General features: G+C 71.0%; 11 protein-coding genes. 4 read left to right on the top strand and 7 right to left on the bottom strand.

Annotation, left to right across the window (positions count from 1 at the left end; translation table 11 throughout):
• Positions 1-7 precede the first annotated feature (7 nt).
• The 5 genes from narH to ACIF83_RS36520 form a co-directional block, all read right to left on the bottom strand.
• Positions 8-1,603 carry a nitrate reductase subunit beta gene (gene narH / locus ACIF83_RS36540; RefSeq protein ID WP_399733641.1) on the bottom strand — a complete coding sequence of 532 codons (1,596 nt, stop codon included), beginning with the start codon at positions 1,601-1,603 and terminating at the stop codon, positions 8-10.
• Positions 1,603-5,298, bottom strand: a complete 3,696-nt coding sequence (locus ACIF83_RS36535; RefSeq protein WP_399733638.1) for a nitrate reductase subunit alpha — start codon at positions 5,296-5,298, stop codon at positions 1,603-1,605. The genes narH and ACIF83_RS36535 overlap by 1 nt, the downstream gene beginning before the upstream one ends.
• 108 nt (positions 5,299-5,406) lie before the next feature.
• A complete protein-coding gene (locus ACIF83_RS36530; RefSeq protein ID WP_399733635.1) occupies positions 5,407-6,228 on the bottom strand; it encodes an SAM-dependent methyltransferase in 822 nt (273 codons plus the stop codon).
• 52 nt (positions 6,229-6,280) lie between these two features.
• The gene (locus ACIF83_RS36525) at positions 6,281-7,144 is read right to left on the bottom strand and encodes a helix-turn-helix domain-containing protein (protein WP_393481310.1); all 864 of its coding nucleotides are present in this window, start codon (positions 7,142-7,144) and stop codon (positions 6,281-6,283) included.
• Between the two features lie 96 nt (positions 7,145-7,240).
• Entirely contained in the window at positions 7,241-8,089 is an 849-nt protein-coding gene (locus ACIF83_RS36520; RefSeq protein WP_393481308.1) for a helix-turn-helix domain-containing protein, read from the bottom strand.
• A 68-nt stretch (positions 8,090-8,157) separates the two neighbouring features.
• Between ACIF83_RS36520 and ACIF83_RS36515 the strand changes: the two genes are divergently transcribed.
• From ACIF83_RS36515 to ACIF83_RS36505, 3 genes are read left to right on the top strand one after another with little or no spacing between them, the layout of a single operon-like run.
• Complete coding sequence (locus ACIF83_RS36515) at positions 8,158-9,234, top strand: ADP-ribosylglycohydrolase family protein (protein ID WP_399733631.1); 1,077 nt, start codon at positions 8,158-8,160, stop codon at positions 9,232-9,234.
• 48 nt (positions 9,235-9,282) lie between these two features.
• Positions 9,283-9,588 (top strand): 4a-hydroxytetrahydrobiopterin dehydratase, encoded by a 306-nt coding sequence (locus ACIF83_RS36510; RefSeq protein ID WP_399733628.1) that lies wholly within the window; start codon positions 9,283-9,285, stop codon positions 9,586-9,588.
• Between the two features lie 5 nt (positions 9,589-9,593).
• Entirely contained in the window at positions 9,594-10,370 is a 777-nt protein-coding gene (locus ACIF83_RS36505) for a class I SAM-dependent methyltransferase (protein ID WP_399733625.1), read from the top strand.
• A gap of 345 nt (positions 10,371-10,715) precedes the next feature.
• Here the strand turns inward: ACIF83_RS36505 and ACIF83_RS36500 are convergent, their stop codons facing one another.
• Positions 10,716-11,342: a TetR/AcrR family transcriptional regulator gene (locus ACIF83_RS36500; RefSeq protein WP_399733623.1), complete on the bottom strand. Its 627-nt coding sequence runs from the start codon at positions 11,340-11,342 to the stop codon at positions 10,716-10,718.
• A 407-nt stretch (positions 11,343-11,749) separates the two neighbouring features.
• Between ACIF83_RS36500 and ACIF83_RS36495 the strand changes: the two genes are divergently transcribed.
• Entirely contained in the window at positions 11,750-12,403 is a 654-nt protein-coding gene (locus ACIF83_RS36495; protein ID WP_393481296.1) for a TetR/AcrR family transcriptional regulator, read from the top strand.
• Between the two features lie 119 nt (positions 12,404-12,522).
• Here ACIF83_RS36495 and ACIF83_RS36490 read toward each other — a convergent pair whose 3' ends face one another.
• Positions 12,523-15,003: a SpoIIE family protein phosphatase gene (locus ACIF83_RS36490; protein WP_398140263.1), complete on the bottom strand. Its 2,481-nt coding sequence runs from the start codon at positions 15,001-15,003 to the stop codon at positions 12,523-12,525.
• Positions 15,004-15,022 lie beyond the last annotated feature (19 nt).

The raw sequence follows: 15,022 nt of genomic DNA, 5'->3' as shown, positions 1-15,022 counted from the left end.
GGGCCTCCTAGGCGTCGTCCGCGTGGTCGGAGGTCTGCCGCTTGCGCAGCAGACGGAAGTTCTCGACGGACACCAGCGGCAGCTGTCTGCGGCCGGAGTCCTGGCCGAAGGGGCCGTCGCCGCCCATGCCCGGTCCGCCTTCGTAGTCGAGGCTGCATCCCCCGGGCAGCGCCGACTCCTCCAGCCGGCGGGCGTCACCGACGGCGGCGGTCGGGATGACGTACCGGTCCTCGTACTTGGCGATCGCGAGCAGCCGGTACATCTCCTCGATCTCGTGCGGCCGCATCCCGACCGCGGAGGCGATTCCCGAGTCCGGCTGCTCGCCGAGGTTGAGCGCGCGCATGTGGGAGCGCATCGCCGCGAGCCGCTCCAGCGAGGCCCGCACCGGGCGGGTGTCGCCCGCCGTGAACATCTCCGCCAGGTACTCCAGCGGGATGCGCAGCGTGTCGATCGCGCAGAACAGGTTCCCCGCGTCCTCGCCGTCGTGTCCGGTCTCGGCCAGCGCGTCCACCACCGGCGACAGCGGCGGGATGTACCAGACCATCGGCATCGTCCGGTACTCGGGATGCAGCGGCAGCGCCACCCGGTACCTGTTGATCAGCGCGTGCACGGGGGAGCGGCGGGCGGCCTCGGTCCAGTCGTGCGGGATGCCCGCCTCCTCGCAGGCCTGCCGCACCGCGGGGTCCTCCGGGTCGAGGAAGACGCCCAACTGGGCCTCGTACAGCTCCTTCTCCTCCCGCACGGACGCGGCAGCGGTCACCCGGTCGGCGTCGTAGAGGATCACTCCGAGGTAGCGCAGCCGGCCCACGCAGGTCTCGGAGCAGACCGTCGGCAGCCCGACCTCGATCCGCGGATAGCACAGCGTGCACTTCTCGGCCTTGCCGGTGGCGTGGTTGAAGTACACCTTCTTGTACGGGCATCCGGTCACGCACATCCGCCAGCCCCGGCACCGGTCCTGGTCGACCAGCACGATGCCGTCCTCGGCCCGCTTGTACATCGCCCCCGACGGGCAGGAGGCCACGCACGACGGGTTCAGGCAGTGCTCGCAGATCCGCGGCAGATAGAACATGAAGGTCTGCTCGAACGCGAACTTCACCTTGTCCGAGGCCTGTTGGCGCACTCGCTCCACCAACGGGTCGAGGTCTCCGTGGGCCGGGGCGCCCGCCAGGTTGTCGTCCCAGTTCGAGGACCACTCGATCTTCATCGGCTTGCCGTCGAGGGACGACACCGGCCGGGCGACCGGGAAGTCCTCGCCGAGCGGGGCGTCGGTGAGGTTCCGGTAGTCGTACGTCCAGGGCTCGTAGTAGTCCTTGATCTCCGGCAGCCTGGGGTTGGAGAAGATCCCGGCGAGCTTGTGCAGCCGGCCGCCCGCCTTGAGCCTCAGGGACCCGCGCCGGTTCAGCTCCCAGCCGCCGCGCCACTTCTCCTGGTCCTCGTAGCGGCGCGGATAGCCCTGCCCGGGCCGGGTCTCGACGTTGTTGAACCAGACGTACTCCATGCCCCGACGGTTGGTCCACGCCTGCTTGCACGTGACCGAACAGGTGTGACAGCCGATGCACTTGTCGAGGTTCATCACCATCGCGATCTGGGCCATCGGGCGCATCAGTACTCGACCTCCTGGCTGCGGCGGCGGATCACCGTCACCTCGTCGCGCTGGTTGCCCGTCGGGCCCAGGTAGTTGAAGGCCCAGGACAGCTGGGCGTAGCCGCCGATCAGATGGGACGGCTTGAGGATCAGCCGGGTGAGCGTGTTGTGGATGCCGCCGCGCATCCCGGTGGTCTCCGTCCTCGGCACGTTCACCGTGCGCTCCTGCGCGTGATGCATGTAGACCGTGCCGGCCGGCATCCGGTGCGAGACGACCGCGCGGGCCACGACCACGCCGTTGCGGTTGACCGCCTCGATCCAGTCGTTGTCCTTCACCCCGATGGCGTCCGCGTCCTGCGGGGACATCCAGATGTTCGGGCCGCCCCGGGAGAGGGCCAGCATGAACAGGTTGTCCTGGTACTCGGAGTGGATCGACCACTTGTTGTGCGGGGTGAGATAGCGGACCGTCACCTCCCGCTGTCCGTCGGGCCCGAGCCGCGGTTCGCCGAACAGCCGGTGCATGTCCAGCGGCGGCCGGTACACCGGCAGCCCCTCGCCGAGTTCGTGGATCCAGTCGTGGTCGAGGAAGAAGTGCTGGCGCCCGGTGAGGGTGTGCCACGGCTTGCCGTGCTCGGTGTTCAGCGTGAACGCGGTGTACCGGCGGCCGCCGGACTCGCTGCCCGACCACTCCGGCGAGGTGATCACCGGCACCGGTGCCGCCTGCGTGTCGGCGTACGTGACCCGTTTGCCCTCGTGCTCGGCGGCCAGATGCGCCATCTCCTGGCCTGTGCGCCGCTCCAGCGTGCGGAAGCCCTGGGTGGCCAGGCGCCCGTTGGTGGTGCCGGACAGGGCCAGGACGGTGTTGGCCGCCTTCACCGCCGTGTCCAGGGACGGGCGGCCGTCGGCCGGCCCGCCGCGCACGGGGCCGTTCAACTCACGCAGATGTGCGACCTCTTCGTCCGGCCGGAGAGAGATTCCCTTGGCGGGCAGCCCGAGTTGCTCCACCAGCGGGCCGAGCGCTCCGAACTTGGCGCCGACCGCCGTGTAGTCGCGCTCCACGACGGTCAGTTCGGGCAGCGTCTTGCCGGGCTCGGGATCGCACTCCCCGCGCCTCCAGTCCAGGACCACCCCGCCGGGCTGGGCGGTCTCGCCCGGGGTGTCGTGCTGGAGCGGGGTCGCCACCAGGTCCTTGCGGACGCCCAGGTGGTCGACGGCCAGCTCGCTCAGCTTCTCGGCGAGGGCCTTGAAGGCGTCGAAGTCGGTGCGCGCCTGCCAGGGCGGGTCCACAGCCGGCGTGAAGGAGTGCACGTAGGGGTGCATGTCGGTGGAGGACAGGTCGTGCTTCTCGTACCAGGTGGCCGCGGGCAGCACCACGTCCGACAGCAGGGTGGAGGAGGTCTGCCGGAAGTCCAGCGACAGCAGCAGGTCGAGCTTGCCCTCGGGTGCCTCCTCCCGCCACACCACGTCCCGGGGCCGTTCACCGGGTGCGGCCTGCTCGGCGCGCAGCGAGGACTGGGTGCCGAGCAGATGCCGGGTGAAGTACTCGGCGCCCTTCGCCGAAGAGCCCAGCAGGTTGGCCCGCCACAGGGTGAGCACGCGTGGCCAGTTCTCCGGCGCGTCCGGGTCCTCGCAGGCGAACTTGAGTGTGCCCGCCCGGAGTTCGGCCACCGTCCTCGCCACCGGGTCGCCGAGCACCTCGCCCAGATCGAGCGGGTTGCGGTCGAAGGTCGGGTACGACGGCATCCAGCCGGCGCGGGCCGACAGGGCGAGGCAGTCGGCCGCCGTCATCCCCTCGAACCTGCCCTCGCCGAGCGGCGAGGCCAGCACGTCGGCGGCGAAGCGGTCGTAGCGCCACTGGTCGGTGTTGAGGAACCAGTACGCGGTGCCGATCATCTGCCGCGGCGGCCGGACCCAGTCGGAGGCGGCGGCCAGCGTCGCCCAGCCCGTCACCGGCCGGCACTTCTCCTGGCCGACGTAGTGCGCCCAGCCGCCGCCGTTGCGGCCCTGACAGCCGGTGAGCTGGAGCAGGGCGAGGAAGGCGCGGTAGATCGTCTCGGAGTGGAACCAGTGATTGGTGCCGGCACCCATGAGGATCATGCAGCGGCCCCGGGACCGCTCGGCGGTCCGCGCGAACTCGCGGGCGATCTTCACGCACCGGGCGGCCGGTACGGAGGTGTGCCGCTCCTGCCAGGCGGGCGTCGCCGGGGAGCGGGCGTCCTCGTAGTTGGCGGGCCAGTCGCCCGGCATACCTGGCCGCCACACACCGTACTGCGCCAGCAGGAGGTCGTGGACAGTCGTCACCAGCGGGCCGTTCGATCCGCCCAGCCGGGTCGCCGGCACACCGCGCCGCAGCACGTCCCCACGGCCCTGCCCGTGCTCGCCGCCCTCGGTGTCGAACCGCGGCAGCAGCACCTCGACGTTGGCCGCCACCTCACCGCCGTACAGACTCAGCTCCGGCTGCACAGCGCCGAGTTCGAGGTTCCACTTACCTTTGCCGGACTCGGTCCAGCGAAAGCCAAGGGAGCCGTTCGGGACGACGGCGCGGCCGCTCGCCCGGTCCAGCACGACCGTCTTCCACTCCGCACCCTCGCCGCCCTGCCCGAGGTCGGCGGCGCGCAGGAACTTGTCCGGCACGTACGCCCCGTCCCGCTCGCGCAGCGTCACCAGGAACGGCAGGTCGGTGAACTTCCTTACGTAGTCCGCGAAGAACGGTGTCTCCCGGTCGACGAAGAACTCCTTGAGGATCACATGCCCCATGGCCAGCGCCAGCGCGCCGTCGGTGCCGGGGTGCGGGTGCAGCCACTCGTCGGCGAACTTGGCGTTGTCCGCGTAGTCCGGCGCCATCACCACGACCTTCTGGCCGCGGTAGCGGGCCTCCGCCATCCAGTGCGCGTCCGGGGTCCGCGTCACCGGCACGTTCGAGCCCCACATCATCAGATAGGCGGCGTCCCACCAGTCGCCCGACTCCGGCACGTCCGTCTGGTCGCCGAAGACCTGCGGGGACGCCACCGGAAGGTCCGCGTACCAGTCGTAGAACGACAGCATCGACGCGCCGATCAGCGAGTGGTAGCGGGCGCCGGCCGCGTGCGACACCATCGACATCGCCGGGATCGGCGAGAACCCGGCGATGCGGTCGGGGCCGTACGTCTTGATGGTGTGCACCTGGGCGGCCGCGACGATCTCCACGGCCTCGTCCCAACTTGCCCGCACCAGGCCGCCCTTGCCGCGCGCCCGCTGGTAACGGCCCCGCCGCTCGGGGTCGTTCTGCAGGTCGGCCCAGGCCAGCACCGGGTCGCCGAGCCGCTGCTTCGCCTCCCGGTACAGCTCCAGCAGCACGCCCCGGACATACGGGTAGCGCACCCGGGTCGGGGAGTAGGTGTACCAGGAGAACGCGGCGCCGCGCGGGCAGCCGCGCGGCTCGTACTCGGGGCGGTCCGGGCCCACCGACGGGTAGTCCGTCTCCTGGGTCTCCCAGGTGATGATCCCGTCCTTGACGTACACCTTCCACCGGCAGGAACCGGTGCAGTTCACCCCGTGCGTGGAGTGCACCACCTTGTCGTGGCTCCACCGGTCCCGGTAGAAGGCGTCCGCCTCCCGGCCGCCGGTGAGCGTGACGCTGTGCAGGTCGGGCGCGGGTGTGCCCGGACGGAAGAACCGCGCGGCGCTCAGCAGCGCCGCGCCGGGCTCCCCGGGTGGTGTCCGCGTGTCCGTCACGTGCGCTCCCTTGCTCACCCCATGGTTCAGAACCTAGGGGCGGGCGGGGACACCCACCTGTTCAGACCGCCGTACGGGTCACCCGGCGCGGGCGCTCACCCGTTCGGGTCAGGGCTTGCGCGCCACTCCCGCGTACACCGGCACCACGCCCTCCGCCTGCGCCGCCACGTCCTCCGGCTCCGGGCGCCACCCGTGCACGGGGATCACGCCCGGACCGAGGAGTTCCAGGCCGTCGAAGAATCGCCGGAACTCGGGCAGCGTGCGCGGGTGGAAGGGCGTGCCGCTCCTGCGGAACAGCTCGGCGGCCCGGGCCACCCCGTCCGGGCTGAGGTCCTGCGTGACCTGGGAAAGGATCAGGAAGCTGCCCGGCGCGAGCCGCGCGACATAGCGCTCGACCAGGCCGTACACGTCGTCGTCGGTATCGGCCCCGTCGCCCAGGTAATGGGTCAGCGCGATCAGGGACAGCGCCACCGGCCGGCCGAGGTCGAGGCTCTCCCCGGCCCGCCGCAGGATCGTCTCGGGGTCCCGGACATCGGCGTGGATGTACTCCGTGCTGCCCTCGGCGGAGCCGTGCAGCAGCGCCTCGGCGTGCCGCAGCACGATCGGGTCGTTGTCCGCGTACACCACCCGGGACTCCGGGGCCGCGCCCTGCGCCACCTGGTGCAGGTTGGGCTCGGTGGGGATGCCGGTGCCGATGTCCAGGAACTGCCGGATCCCGGCCTCGGCCGCCGCCCGCACGGCGCGGTGCATGAACCGGCGGTTGGCGCGCGCCCCGCGCACCGCCGTGCCGTCCGCGGCCAGGATCTTGCGGGCCAGCTCCTCGTCCACCGGGTAGTTGTCCTTGCCGCCCAACCACCAGTCGTACACCCGCGCGGGGTGCGGCCTGCTGGTGTCGATCACGGTGGGCGGCGCGGCGTCCGGTCCGGTCATGCGGTGGGTGCTCCTCAGCTGGTCGCAGGGGTGTCGGAGGTGTCGCAGGGGGTCAGAAGCTCTGGCGGTACTCCCGGAGCAGCTTCATCGTGCGCTGCGCGGAGGCGGCCCGGGCCGTCATGTGGTCCAGCACCTCCAGATGCGCCGAGACCTCCCGGCGCGAGTCCAGGTACAGGGCGCCGGTCAGGTACTCGGTGAACACCATGTCCGGCAGCTCGGGCTCGGCGAACCGGAACAGCGTGAACGGGGCGTACGTCCCCGGGTGCGGGCCGGCCGCGAACTCGGCGAGCTGCAGGGTGACCCGGTCCCGCTCGGCGTACTCCAGCAGCCGGTCCAGCTGGTCGCGCATCACCTCGGGCCGGACGCTCACCGGACGCCGCAGCACCGTCTCGTCCATGATCACCCACAGGTGGGGCGGATCGTCCCGCTCCAGCAGCCGCTGCCGCTCCATGCGCAGCGACACATGCCGCTCGACCGTCTCCGGGCCGGTCTGCCCTATCGTCCCGGCCTCCATCACCTCGCGCGCGTACTCCTCGGTCTGCAGCAGACCGGGCACGAAGTGCGGCTCGTAGGAGCGGATGATCCGGGCGGCGCCCTCCAGGCTCACGTACAGGCTGAACCAGTCGGGCAGCACGTCGTGGAACCGCTGCCACCAGCCCGGCTGGTTCGCCTCCTCGGCCAGCCGCACGAACGCGGCCGACTCCTGCTCGGACACCCCGTAGGTGGTCAGCAGCACCTGCACGTACGGGATCTTCAGCGCGACGTCGGCCATCTCCATCCGCCGTACGGTCGCCGACGCCACCCGGAGCACCCGGGCGGCCTCCTCGCGGCTGAGGCCGGCCGCCTCCCGCAGCTCCTGCAACCGCTTGCCGAGCACCACCTGGCCCACGGTGGGCGCAGCCCGCCGCTCACTCACGCCACGCCCTCCCCTACGCGCCGAAGTACGCGGGCAGTCTGTCATGCGGCGCCGTTTCGCACACGCGGTCGAGGGGAGTCGGCTCGGGAGAGTTCGTCAACCGGCCAGTGTGTGAAGGTATTTGGTGGTCGCAGGGTCCGCGGGCAGGAACGTCTCGATGGCGAGTTCGGCGACCGTGACGTCCATCGGCGTGTTGAAGGTGGAGATCGACGACACGAAGGAGAGGATCCGGCCGTCGTGCTCGATCTGCATCGGGAGCGCGAAGTACGGCACCGGCTCGGCTGGTTCGTCGCCGGGCGCGTCCTCGGGCACCGGGTAGGCGGCCACCTCCTCGTACAGGGCGCGCAGCTGGTCCGAGCGGTGCAGGGCGATCTCCCGCTCCATCTGTGCCAGCAGATGCCCGCGCCACTCGCGCAGGTTGCGGATGCGCGGCGCGAGCCCCTCAGGGTGCAGGGTCAGCCGCATCGCGTTCGGGGCGGGCGTCAGCAGCTTCTCGGGGACGCCCTCCAGCAGCATCGTGATGCCCCGGTTGGCGGCCACCACGGTGTACCCGGCGTCGACCACCAGCGCCGGATACGGCTCGTACCCCTGGATGAGGCGCTCCATGCCGTCGCGCAGCGCGTCCAGCGCCGGGTCGTCCAGCGGGGTCTCCGGGTAGTGCGGGGCGTAACCGGCCGCCAGCAGCAGGGCGTTGCGCTCGCGCACCGGCACGTCCAGGTGCTCGGCCAGCCGCAGCACCATCTCCTCGCTGGGCCGGGAGCGGCCGGTCTCGATGAAGCTGATGTGCCGGGCTGAGGAGTCGGCGCGCAGCGCCAGCTCCAGCTGCGAGATCCTGCGCCGCTCCCGCCAGGCGCGCAGCAGCGGGCCGATGCCCTTGTCGGCCTTGTCGGTCCTGTCTGCGGGGGTGTCGGCGGATGCGTTCGGGCCGGTCGCGACAATGGTCATACGGACGACCGTAGTCGAGGAGCCCGCCCGACTACCGCAACCGGGCACCGGAGTTGAGGAGCACCCGCATGAACCAGCCGTGGAATCAGTCCTGGGAGGCCGTGGCGGTGTACCGGTCCAGGGTCCGCGGCTGTCTGCTCGGCGGAGCCGTCGGTGACGCCCTCGGCTACCCGGTCGAGTTCGCCTCCCTCGACCGGATCCGCGTCTCCCACGGCGAGCACGGGGTGACCGGTCTCGTCCCCGGCGCGCACGGGTTGGTCGGCCGGATCAGCGACGACACGCAGATGACCCTGTTCACCGTCGAGGCCCTCGTTCAGGCCCACGCCCGGGAGCGGGAGAAGGGGATCGGCGGCGGCTGGGCCCTGCTGCTGCGCCAGGCGTACGAGCGGTGGCTGCAGACCCAGTCGAAGCCGGGCCCCGGGGAGGCCGAACCGCAGCCCGCCGTCGGCCTGCTCGCCGAGGCCTGGCTGTACGCCCGTCGCGCCCCCGGCAACGCCTGTCTGTCCGGGGTCGCCCAGATGTACGCGCCCGACCCCCAGCTCCCGCTCGACGGCAGGCCGGGGCAGGTCAACCCGGACTCCAAGGGCTGTGGCGCGGTGATGCGCTCGGCCCCCTTCGGCCTCGTCAACCGCGCCGACGCGGCCTTCGCCATGGCCGCCCGCGGCGCCCAGATCACCCACGGCCACCCCACCGGCTACTACGCGGCGGGCGCCCTGGCCGCGATCGTGGCCCACCTCGTCGCCGGGGACTCTCTGGAGGGCGCGGTGCTGCGCACCCTGCGGCTGCTCGAACGCCACCCCGGCCACGAGGAGACCTCGGCCGCCCTGCGCGAGGCCCTCGACCTGGCCGCGGAGGGGTCGCCGACCGCGGAGAAGGTCGAGTCCCTCGGGGCGGGCTGGGTCGCCGAACAGGCCCTCGCCCTCGGCGTGTACTGCGCCCTGGCGAAGCCCCGCGTCAAGGACGCCCTGCTGCTGTCCGTCAACCACTCGGGTGACAGCGACTCCACCGGTTCGATCTGCGGCAACCTGCTCGGCGCCCGGCACGGCGACGTCGGCCTGCCCCACGCCTGGGTCGAGCGGGTCGAGGGCCGCGCCCGCATCGCCGCACTGGCCGACGACCTCGCCGCGGAGCGGGTACGGGGCTGAGCGTGGCAGGCTGAACGCGTACCAGCCCGCCCCGAAGGGAGACCGGTCATGGCCGTCGAACCGCTGTTGCAGAAGGAGATCGAGGAGCGGCTGGCCGAGCTGCCCGGCTGGTCGGTGGAGGGCGACCGGCTCACCCGCACCTACCGGCTCGGCTCGCACTTCGCTGCCACGGCGCTGGTCGTGCACATCGCCCGGATCCAGGACGAGCTGGACCACCACTCCGACCTGACCCTCGGCTACAGCACCGTCTCCCTCAGCGTGAACACCCACAGCGCGGGCGGCGTCGTCACCGGGAAGGACTTCGAACTCGCCCACAGGGTGGAGGACATCGCCCCAGGTCACGGGCCACACTGAGCGGTGTGCTCGACTACGACAAGGAAGCCGACGCCTACGACGCGTCCCGCGGCGGCGAGCCGCGCGCCGAAGCCGCCGCACACGCCGTCCTCGGCCTGATCCCCGACCGGCCGGGCCGTCTCCTCGACGTCGCCTGCGGCACCGGCATCGTCACCCGGCGCCTGGCCGCCTCCCGCCCCGGGCTGCGGGTGACCGGCGTGGACCTCGCCCCCGGCATGGCCCGTACGGCCGCGGCCCGCCTGCCCGGCGCGGTCCTGCTGACCGACAGCCGCCGACTGCCCTTCGCCGACGCCACCTTCGACGCGGTCACCAGCATCTGGCTGCTGCACCTGCTGTCCGACCCCGCCGACGTCCGCGCCGTCGTCGCCGAGTGCGCCCGCGTGCTGCGGCCCGGCGGGGTCTACGTCACCACCGTCGACAAGGCCGCCGCGCACGACGTCGGCAGCGACATCGACACCGTCCTCGCCCCGCGCCCCCGCCGCCCCGCCCAGGACGCCGCCGAAATCCTCGCGGCCCACGCGGCCGAGCACGGGCTGCAGCCCGCCGGACGGGCCACCTTCCCCGGCCTCGGGCAGGGCCGCAGCCCCCGCTCCACCATCGCCGACCTGCGGCGCGGCTGGTTCACCGCGCTGCCGCCCGGCGACCCCCGCGTCGAAGGCTTCGCCGAGCGGCTGGCTGCCCTGCCCGGCCAGGACCGCCGCCGCGCCGACCCGAGGTTCAGCGTGCGCTCGTACCGGAAGCAGGCGGTAACTCCCGCTCAGGCGGCGGCAACTGACACGTGACCCCGTCCGTCCTCCCCGGGAGGCACGTCACGTGAAGCCCCCGCACCCCCGCCGCGGAAGCCGTACGCACAGATGCGCATGTGCTCCGGCATTTGGTCCGGGCATGGTCCGGATCTTGGTCGCACCGGCTGGCTAGGTGCCCTTCGGCATGGCAATCGCTCGAGGACCCGGGAGAGCCGACTCCGCCCACTCTGCCGTCAGCCTCTCCAGGAAGCCGTTGAGCAGGTCTAGAGATGCCCGGCATGCCACGAAGTTCGACCGGCGCGATGCGGGCGGGTCGCTGGCTCTCCTTGCGCTTTTGGCGCAGGAAAGTGAGGGTGAGGTCGATGCCTGTCAGCGACCACGTCATCCGTGGCTCATTGCGGACGTGTGTGTGGCGGCCTCGTAGACCAACCGGGCGTGCAGTTGCAGCATCTGGACGAGATCGACGCTGTTGCCGTCGATCTCGTGGGCGATGAACAAACCGTCGGCGCCGGCGACGGCGTAGGTGGTGAGATCGCGGACGGCGGCGTCGTCCAGCTCCGGCAAGAGAGTCTCGAGCACTTCTGTGATCTTGTTCCGGGCGATCTCGCGGACCTGCAGGAACATCGTCCGTCCCGCGGGTTCCTCCGGGCGGCGCTCGAGGGCCAGCATGAGGCCGAGGCGCAGGAAGTCCGGCGCTGCGATGAGTGACTTGGCCACGTTCGCCGCCATGGTGGCGACCCGTTCCAGCGGGGCGCCTTCGTCCGGCAGTTCGACCTCCGCCAGCCAGGTCTCGAAGCTACGCTCGATGACCGCGGCGATCAAGTCGTCCTTGTTCTCGAAGTGCCAGTAGATCGAGCTCGCGGGCAGGCCGCACTTGGCGCTGACCGCCGCGATGCTCGTGCCCTCGTATCCGCGCTCACCAGCGATCTCCGCCGCGGCATCGAGGATGCGCTGCCGCGACTCCACCCCGTTCGCGCGCTTCCGGCGCGGCGTCTGCGGCCTCGTCATCGATGTGCCTTCCTTGGTGCGTGGCCTTTACCCCCGTTCCTGCGCTCACCCTGTCATAGCGATCATTCCAATTAGAATGAACGCTACATCAAGATGCGAGTCGTGAGACAGGGACGACAGCGAGGCGGTCTGGTGGCCCGCGGCACGGGTGATCTCGCTCGACTGAGCCACGCGTCCCCGGCATCCACGGCCGTCACCGCTGCGGCGTAGAGGAATGTCTGCGTGATGGAGAGCTTCGGCCTGCACGTGTCGGCGCGGATGGCGCGAACTTCACACGCGGCGGCTGTCGGCGCGAATGGCGCACAGCGATGGGCCGACAGAGCAGGCGATTCTCGCTTCTGCCAAAATCGGACGTACCGATTGGCCTCTGCGCCGCCACCCTGCCCTACCGATGTACCGAGGTTGTCGTGAGCAAACCCGTGGCCCGCGCGCCTCAGCGCCGCAATGCACGATCCAACCGGGCGCGCATCCTGGACACGGCCCGCCGGGAGCTCGGTCGGAACCCGGACATCACGATGGAGGAGCTCGCGCGAGCTGCCGGTGTCGTGCGGCGCACGCTCTTTGGGCATTTTCCCGGACGGGAAGCCCTGCTCGTAGCGCTCGCCGACGAGGCGTCCACAGCGCTGAGGGAGGCTGCGGAGGACGCGGTGGGGCTGGATGAGTCGGCTGAGCGGGCCCTGGCGCGGCTGTTCCTTGCGATGTGGCCTGTGGGGGACAGGTACCGGATGCTCTTGGCGCTGGCTCGCAGGCACTTGGGAGCCGAACGCGTAACGGGGATCTTGGCTCCGGTCCGAGACGCGGCGACGGACATTTTGGAGAGGGGACAGCGGGAGGGCGTTTTCCATTCCCACCTGCCGCCCGTGGCGCTCAGCGCTGGACTGGAAGCGCTGATGGTCGCCTTGCTGGAGAGCGTTAATGCCGGGGTCCTGGATGATGATGTCGTCCCTCTCGTCGTCGCCACCCTGATCGCTGCCGGGGTACCGGAGAAGCGTGCGAGTGACGTGGTCGTGGACGTCTCTTCCGTGATCAATGCCAAGCCCGGCTTCGGTGACGGCACCTGATCCCGGTCGCTGCGCCTCCAGCGAGCCGAGCCACACAGCGGCCACGAGGTGGGAGTCTGCTCCCGCTCGCAGACTCCGGCCTCATGTACTTCCGTCATGGCACACCGGGTCGATAGACATCAGAGCAGTGGGTGACTCTGCCGCGACCCACCTCGGTGAGCCGTAGCTTCAGGGGGATCCTGGATGGCTTGCTCGGACCAGATCGTCTTGCCGTTCTGGCCATGGCGACAGCCCCATCGTCCGCCGAGTTGAGCGACGAGGAACAGGCCTCGTCCTCCCTCGTCGGTTGTGCGGGCACGCCGCAGGCGGGGTTGGGTGCTGCTGGAGTCGGTGACCTCGCACACCAGGACGTTGTGGCGAATCAGACGGAGGTCCATCGGCGGACGACCGTAGCGGATGGCGTTGGTCACCAGTTCGCTGACGATGAGTTCGGTGGTGAAGAGGAGGTCGTCCAGGCCCCACATGGTGAGCTGGTGGGTTATCCACTTTCGGGCCTTGGAGACGGCGGCCGGATCGGCCGGGATCTCCCAGTGAGCGGTGTCCGCCGTTCGGACGGCGCGGGTGCGGGCCAGCAGCAGGGCCGCGTCGTCGCGCGGCGCCTGGTCTGCCAGGTCGGCGAGGAGAGCCCGGCCGGTTTCGTCCAGGGCACGACCCGGACGGCAGTACGCCGCCAGGGCTTCCGTCAGGCGCCGCAGGCCTTGGCCGGTGTCGCGATCGCCCCGTTCGACCAGGCCGTCGGTGTAGAGAGCGAGGACGCTGCCCGGCTCGACGTCGATCACGGTGGTCTCGTACGGCATGCCGCTGAGGGCGAGTGGTGGCCCCGGGGAGATCCCGACTGCTTCGGCGGTCCCGTCGGGCCGGACCAGGACGGGGGGTGGGTGGCCGGCACTGGCCATGGTGCAGCGTCTGGTGACCGGGTCGTAGACCGCGTACAGGCAGGTGCCGCCGACGATGTCGCGGTCGCCGGACGGGGCTTCGGCCGCGAGGCGCTGGACCAGGTCCGCGATCCGGGTGAGCAGCTCGTCCGGTTCGAGTTCCAGGTCCGCGAGCGTCTGGATGGCGGCGCGCAGGCGGCCCATGGTGGCGCTCGCGGGCATCCCGTGGCCGACCACGTCTCCGGCGACAAGTGCCAGCCGGAGAGAGGGGAGGGCAATGGCGTCGTACCAGTCGCCGCTGCTGCCCGCTCCCCAGCCTGCGGGCAGGTAGACGCCGGCGGTCTCTGCTCCCGGAGTGTCGGTCGTGGCCGGGGGAAGGAGGAGTTGCTGCAGCGCTACGGCCGCCCTGTGCTCCCGCGTGTAACGGCGGGCGTTGTCGATGGCGAGCGCGCCCCGTGAGGCGATCTGCTTCATGAGATCCGCCTCGTCCTCGGTGAAGGGGGCGGATCGGCCGCAGCGCCAGGCCGATATGGCGCCGAGCGTGAGCCCGCGGGAATGCAACGGTGCAACCATCACCGAATGGGCGTCCTTCGGGACGAGATACTCGACCAGCTGTGGGTCGCTGAGCATGGCGATGACGTCGTCAACGCCGAAGACGACCGGCTCGCCGTGTCGGAAGCTGTGCAGCAGGGGGTGGGCGAAAAGGGGCGGGACGCACTGCCCGCGCTCGATGCCCGCCGGCCACACTGCGGTGGCCGGCGCAAGGGCCGCGTTGTTCATGTCTCCACCGCCCAGTTCCTTCGAGGGTTCGTGCCCGGCGAAAACGGAGTGCGCTAGGTCGACTGCGGCGAGATCCCCGAAGGCAGGTACGAGAACGTCTGCAAGGTCCTGCGCGGTGTGTACGACATCCAGGGATCCTCCTACCCGCTCGGCCACCTCGCGGGCGAGGTCCAGATGGCGGCGGGCACGCATCTGGTCGGCTTCGTCGATGTACAGGGCTGCGACCCCCGTGGCGCGTCCCCGCGCGTCCTCCAGTCGGAAGGCGGACACCGACAGCGCGTACTGCCGCGCCGGATCGTGCCGCCAGCTCACTTGCTGGTTTCTGCGGACCACTGGGGCACCCGTCTCGAGTACCTGGCGCAGTACTGCCTCGAGGTTCTCCGCGTCCTGGGCGCACAGCACGTCGCTCAGCCGAGCGCCGGGCGGTACTGGACGGCCGTCGGCATTGCCCGGCGTGGCGTTCGTCTGCACAGTGGTGAGATCCGTGTCGTGCACGGCGATCGTGATCCCGTTCTGTGCGGCCAGCGCACGCAGCAGCGCCGCTCCGTGCTCGTGGTCGGTGACGTGGGGCGTAGGGGCCGCCAGGACGAGGATCTCCGCCGAGCCCCCCACCATGGTGGTCCTGAAGGTGACATCGATGGTGTCGCCGCACCGGTGCCACAGCCATACCCGGCCGGACGCCGGCATCTCCGTGGCGCCGCGCAGGTCGTACGGGAGGTCGGCCACCAGTTCCTGCACGGGGCGGCCACAGACCTCCTCGGCGCGGAACCCCGTCAGGTCCTGTGCTGTCTGCGTCCACCGCAGCACCGCGCCTCGATCGTCGAGCACGGCGGCTGCCAGACCGTCGAAGGCGTACAACCTGCCGCTGGGACCGGAACCGGAGACGCCCGTCGATCCGTCGGAGGCGCCTGCCGAGTCGGCGTTCTTGACATTGTCCATATCCATCTGTGGCTTCCTGTACGAG

The organism is Streptomyces sp. NPDC085866 (genome assembly GCF_044541035.1).
Taxonomy (GTDB): domain Bacteria; phylum Actinomycetota; class Actinomycetes; order Streptomycetales; family Streptomycetaceae; genus Streptomyces.
Note: the sequence above shows the minus strand (reverse complement) of the source record. Positions and strands in the feature narration are given on the sequence as shown.

Excerpts from the sequence above, each read along its gene's own strand:
- ACIF83_RS36490 (WP_398140263.1), bottom strand. The coding sequence starts at position 15,003 with ATGGATATGGACAATGTCAAGAACGCCGACTCGGCAGGCGCCTCCGAC.
- ACIF83_RS36515 (WP_399733631.1), top strand. The coding sequence starts at position 8,158 with ATGAACCAGCCGTGGAATCAGTCCTGGGAGGCCGTGGCGGTGTACCGG.
- ACIF83_RS36510 (WP_399733628.1), top strand. The coding sequence starts at position 9,283 with ATGGCCGTCGAACCGCTGTTGCAGAAGGAGATCGAGGAGCGGCTGGCC.
- ACIF83_RS36500 (WP_399733623.1), bottom strand. The coding sequence starts at position 11,342 with ATGACGAGGCCGCAGACGCCGCGCCGGAAGCGCGCGAACGGGGTGGAG.
- narH (WP_399733641.1), bottom strand. The coding sequence starts at position 1,603 with ATGCGCCCGATGGCCCAGATCGCGATGGTGATGAACCTCGACAAGTGC.
- ACIF83_RS36530 (WP_399733635.1), bottom strand. The coding sequence starts at position 6,228 with ATGACCGGACCGGACGCCGCGCCGCCCACCGTGATCGACACCAGCAGG.
- ACIF83_RS36520 (WP_393481308.1), bottom strand. The coding sequence starts at position 8,089 with ATGACCATTGTCGCGACCGGCCCGAACGCATCCGCCGACACCCCCGCA.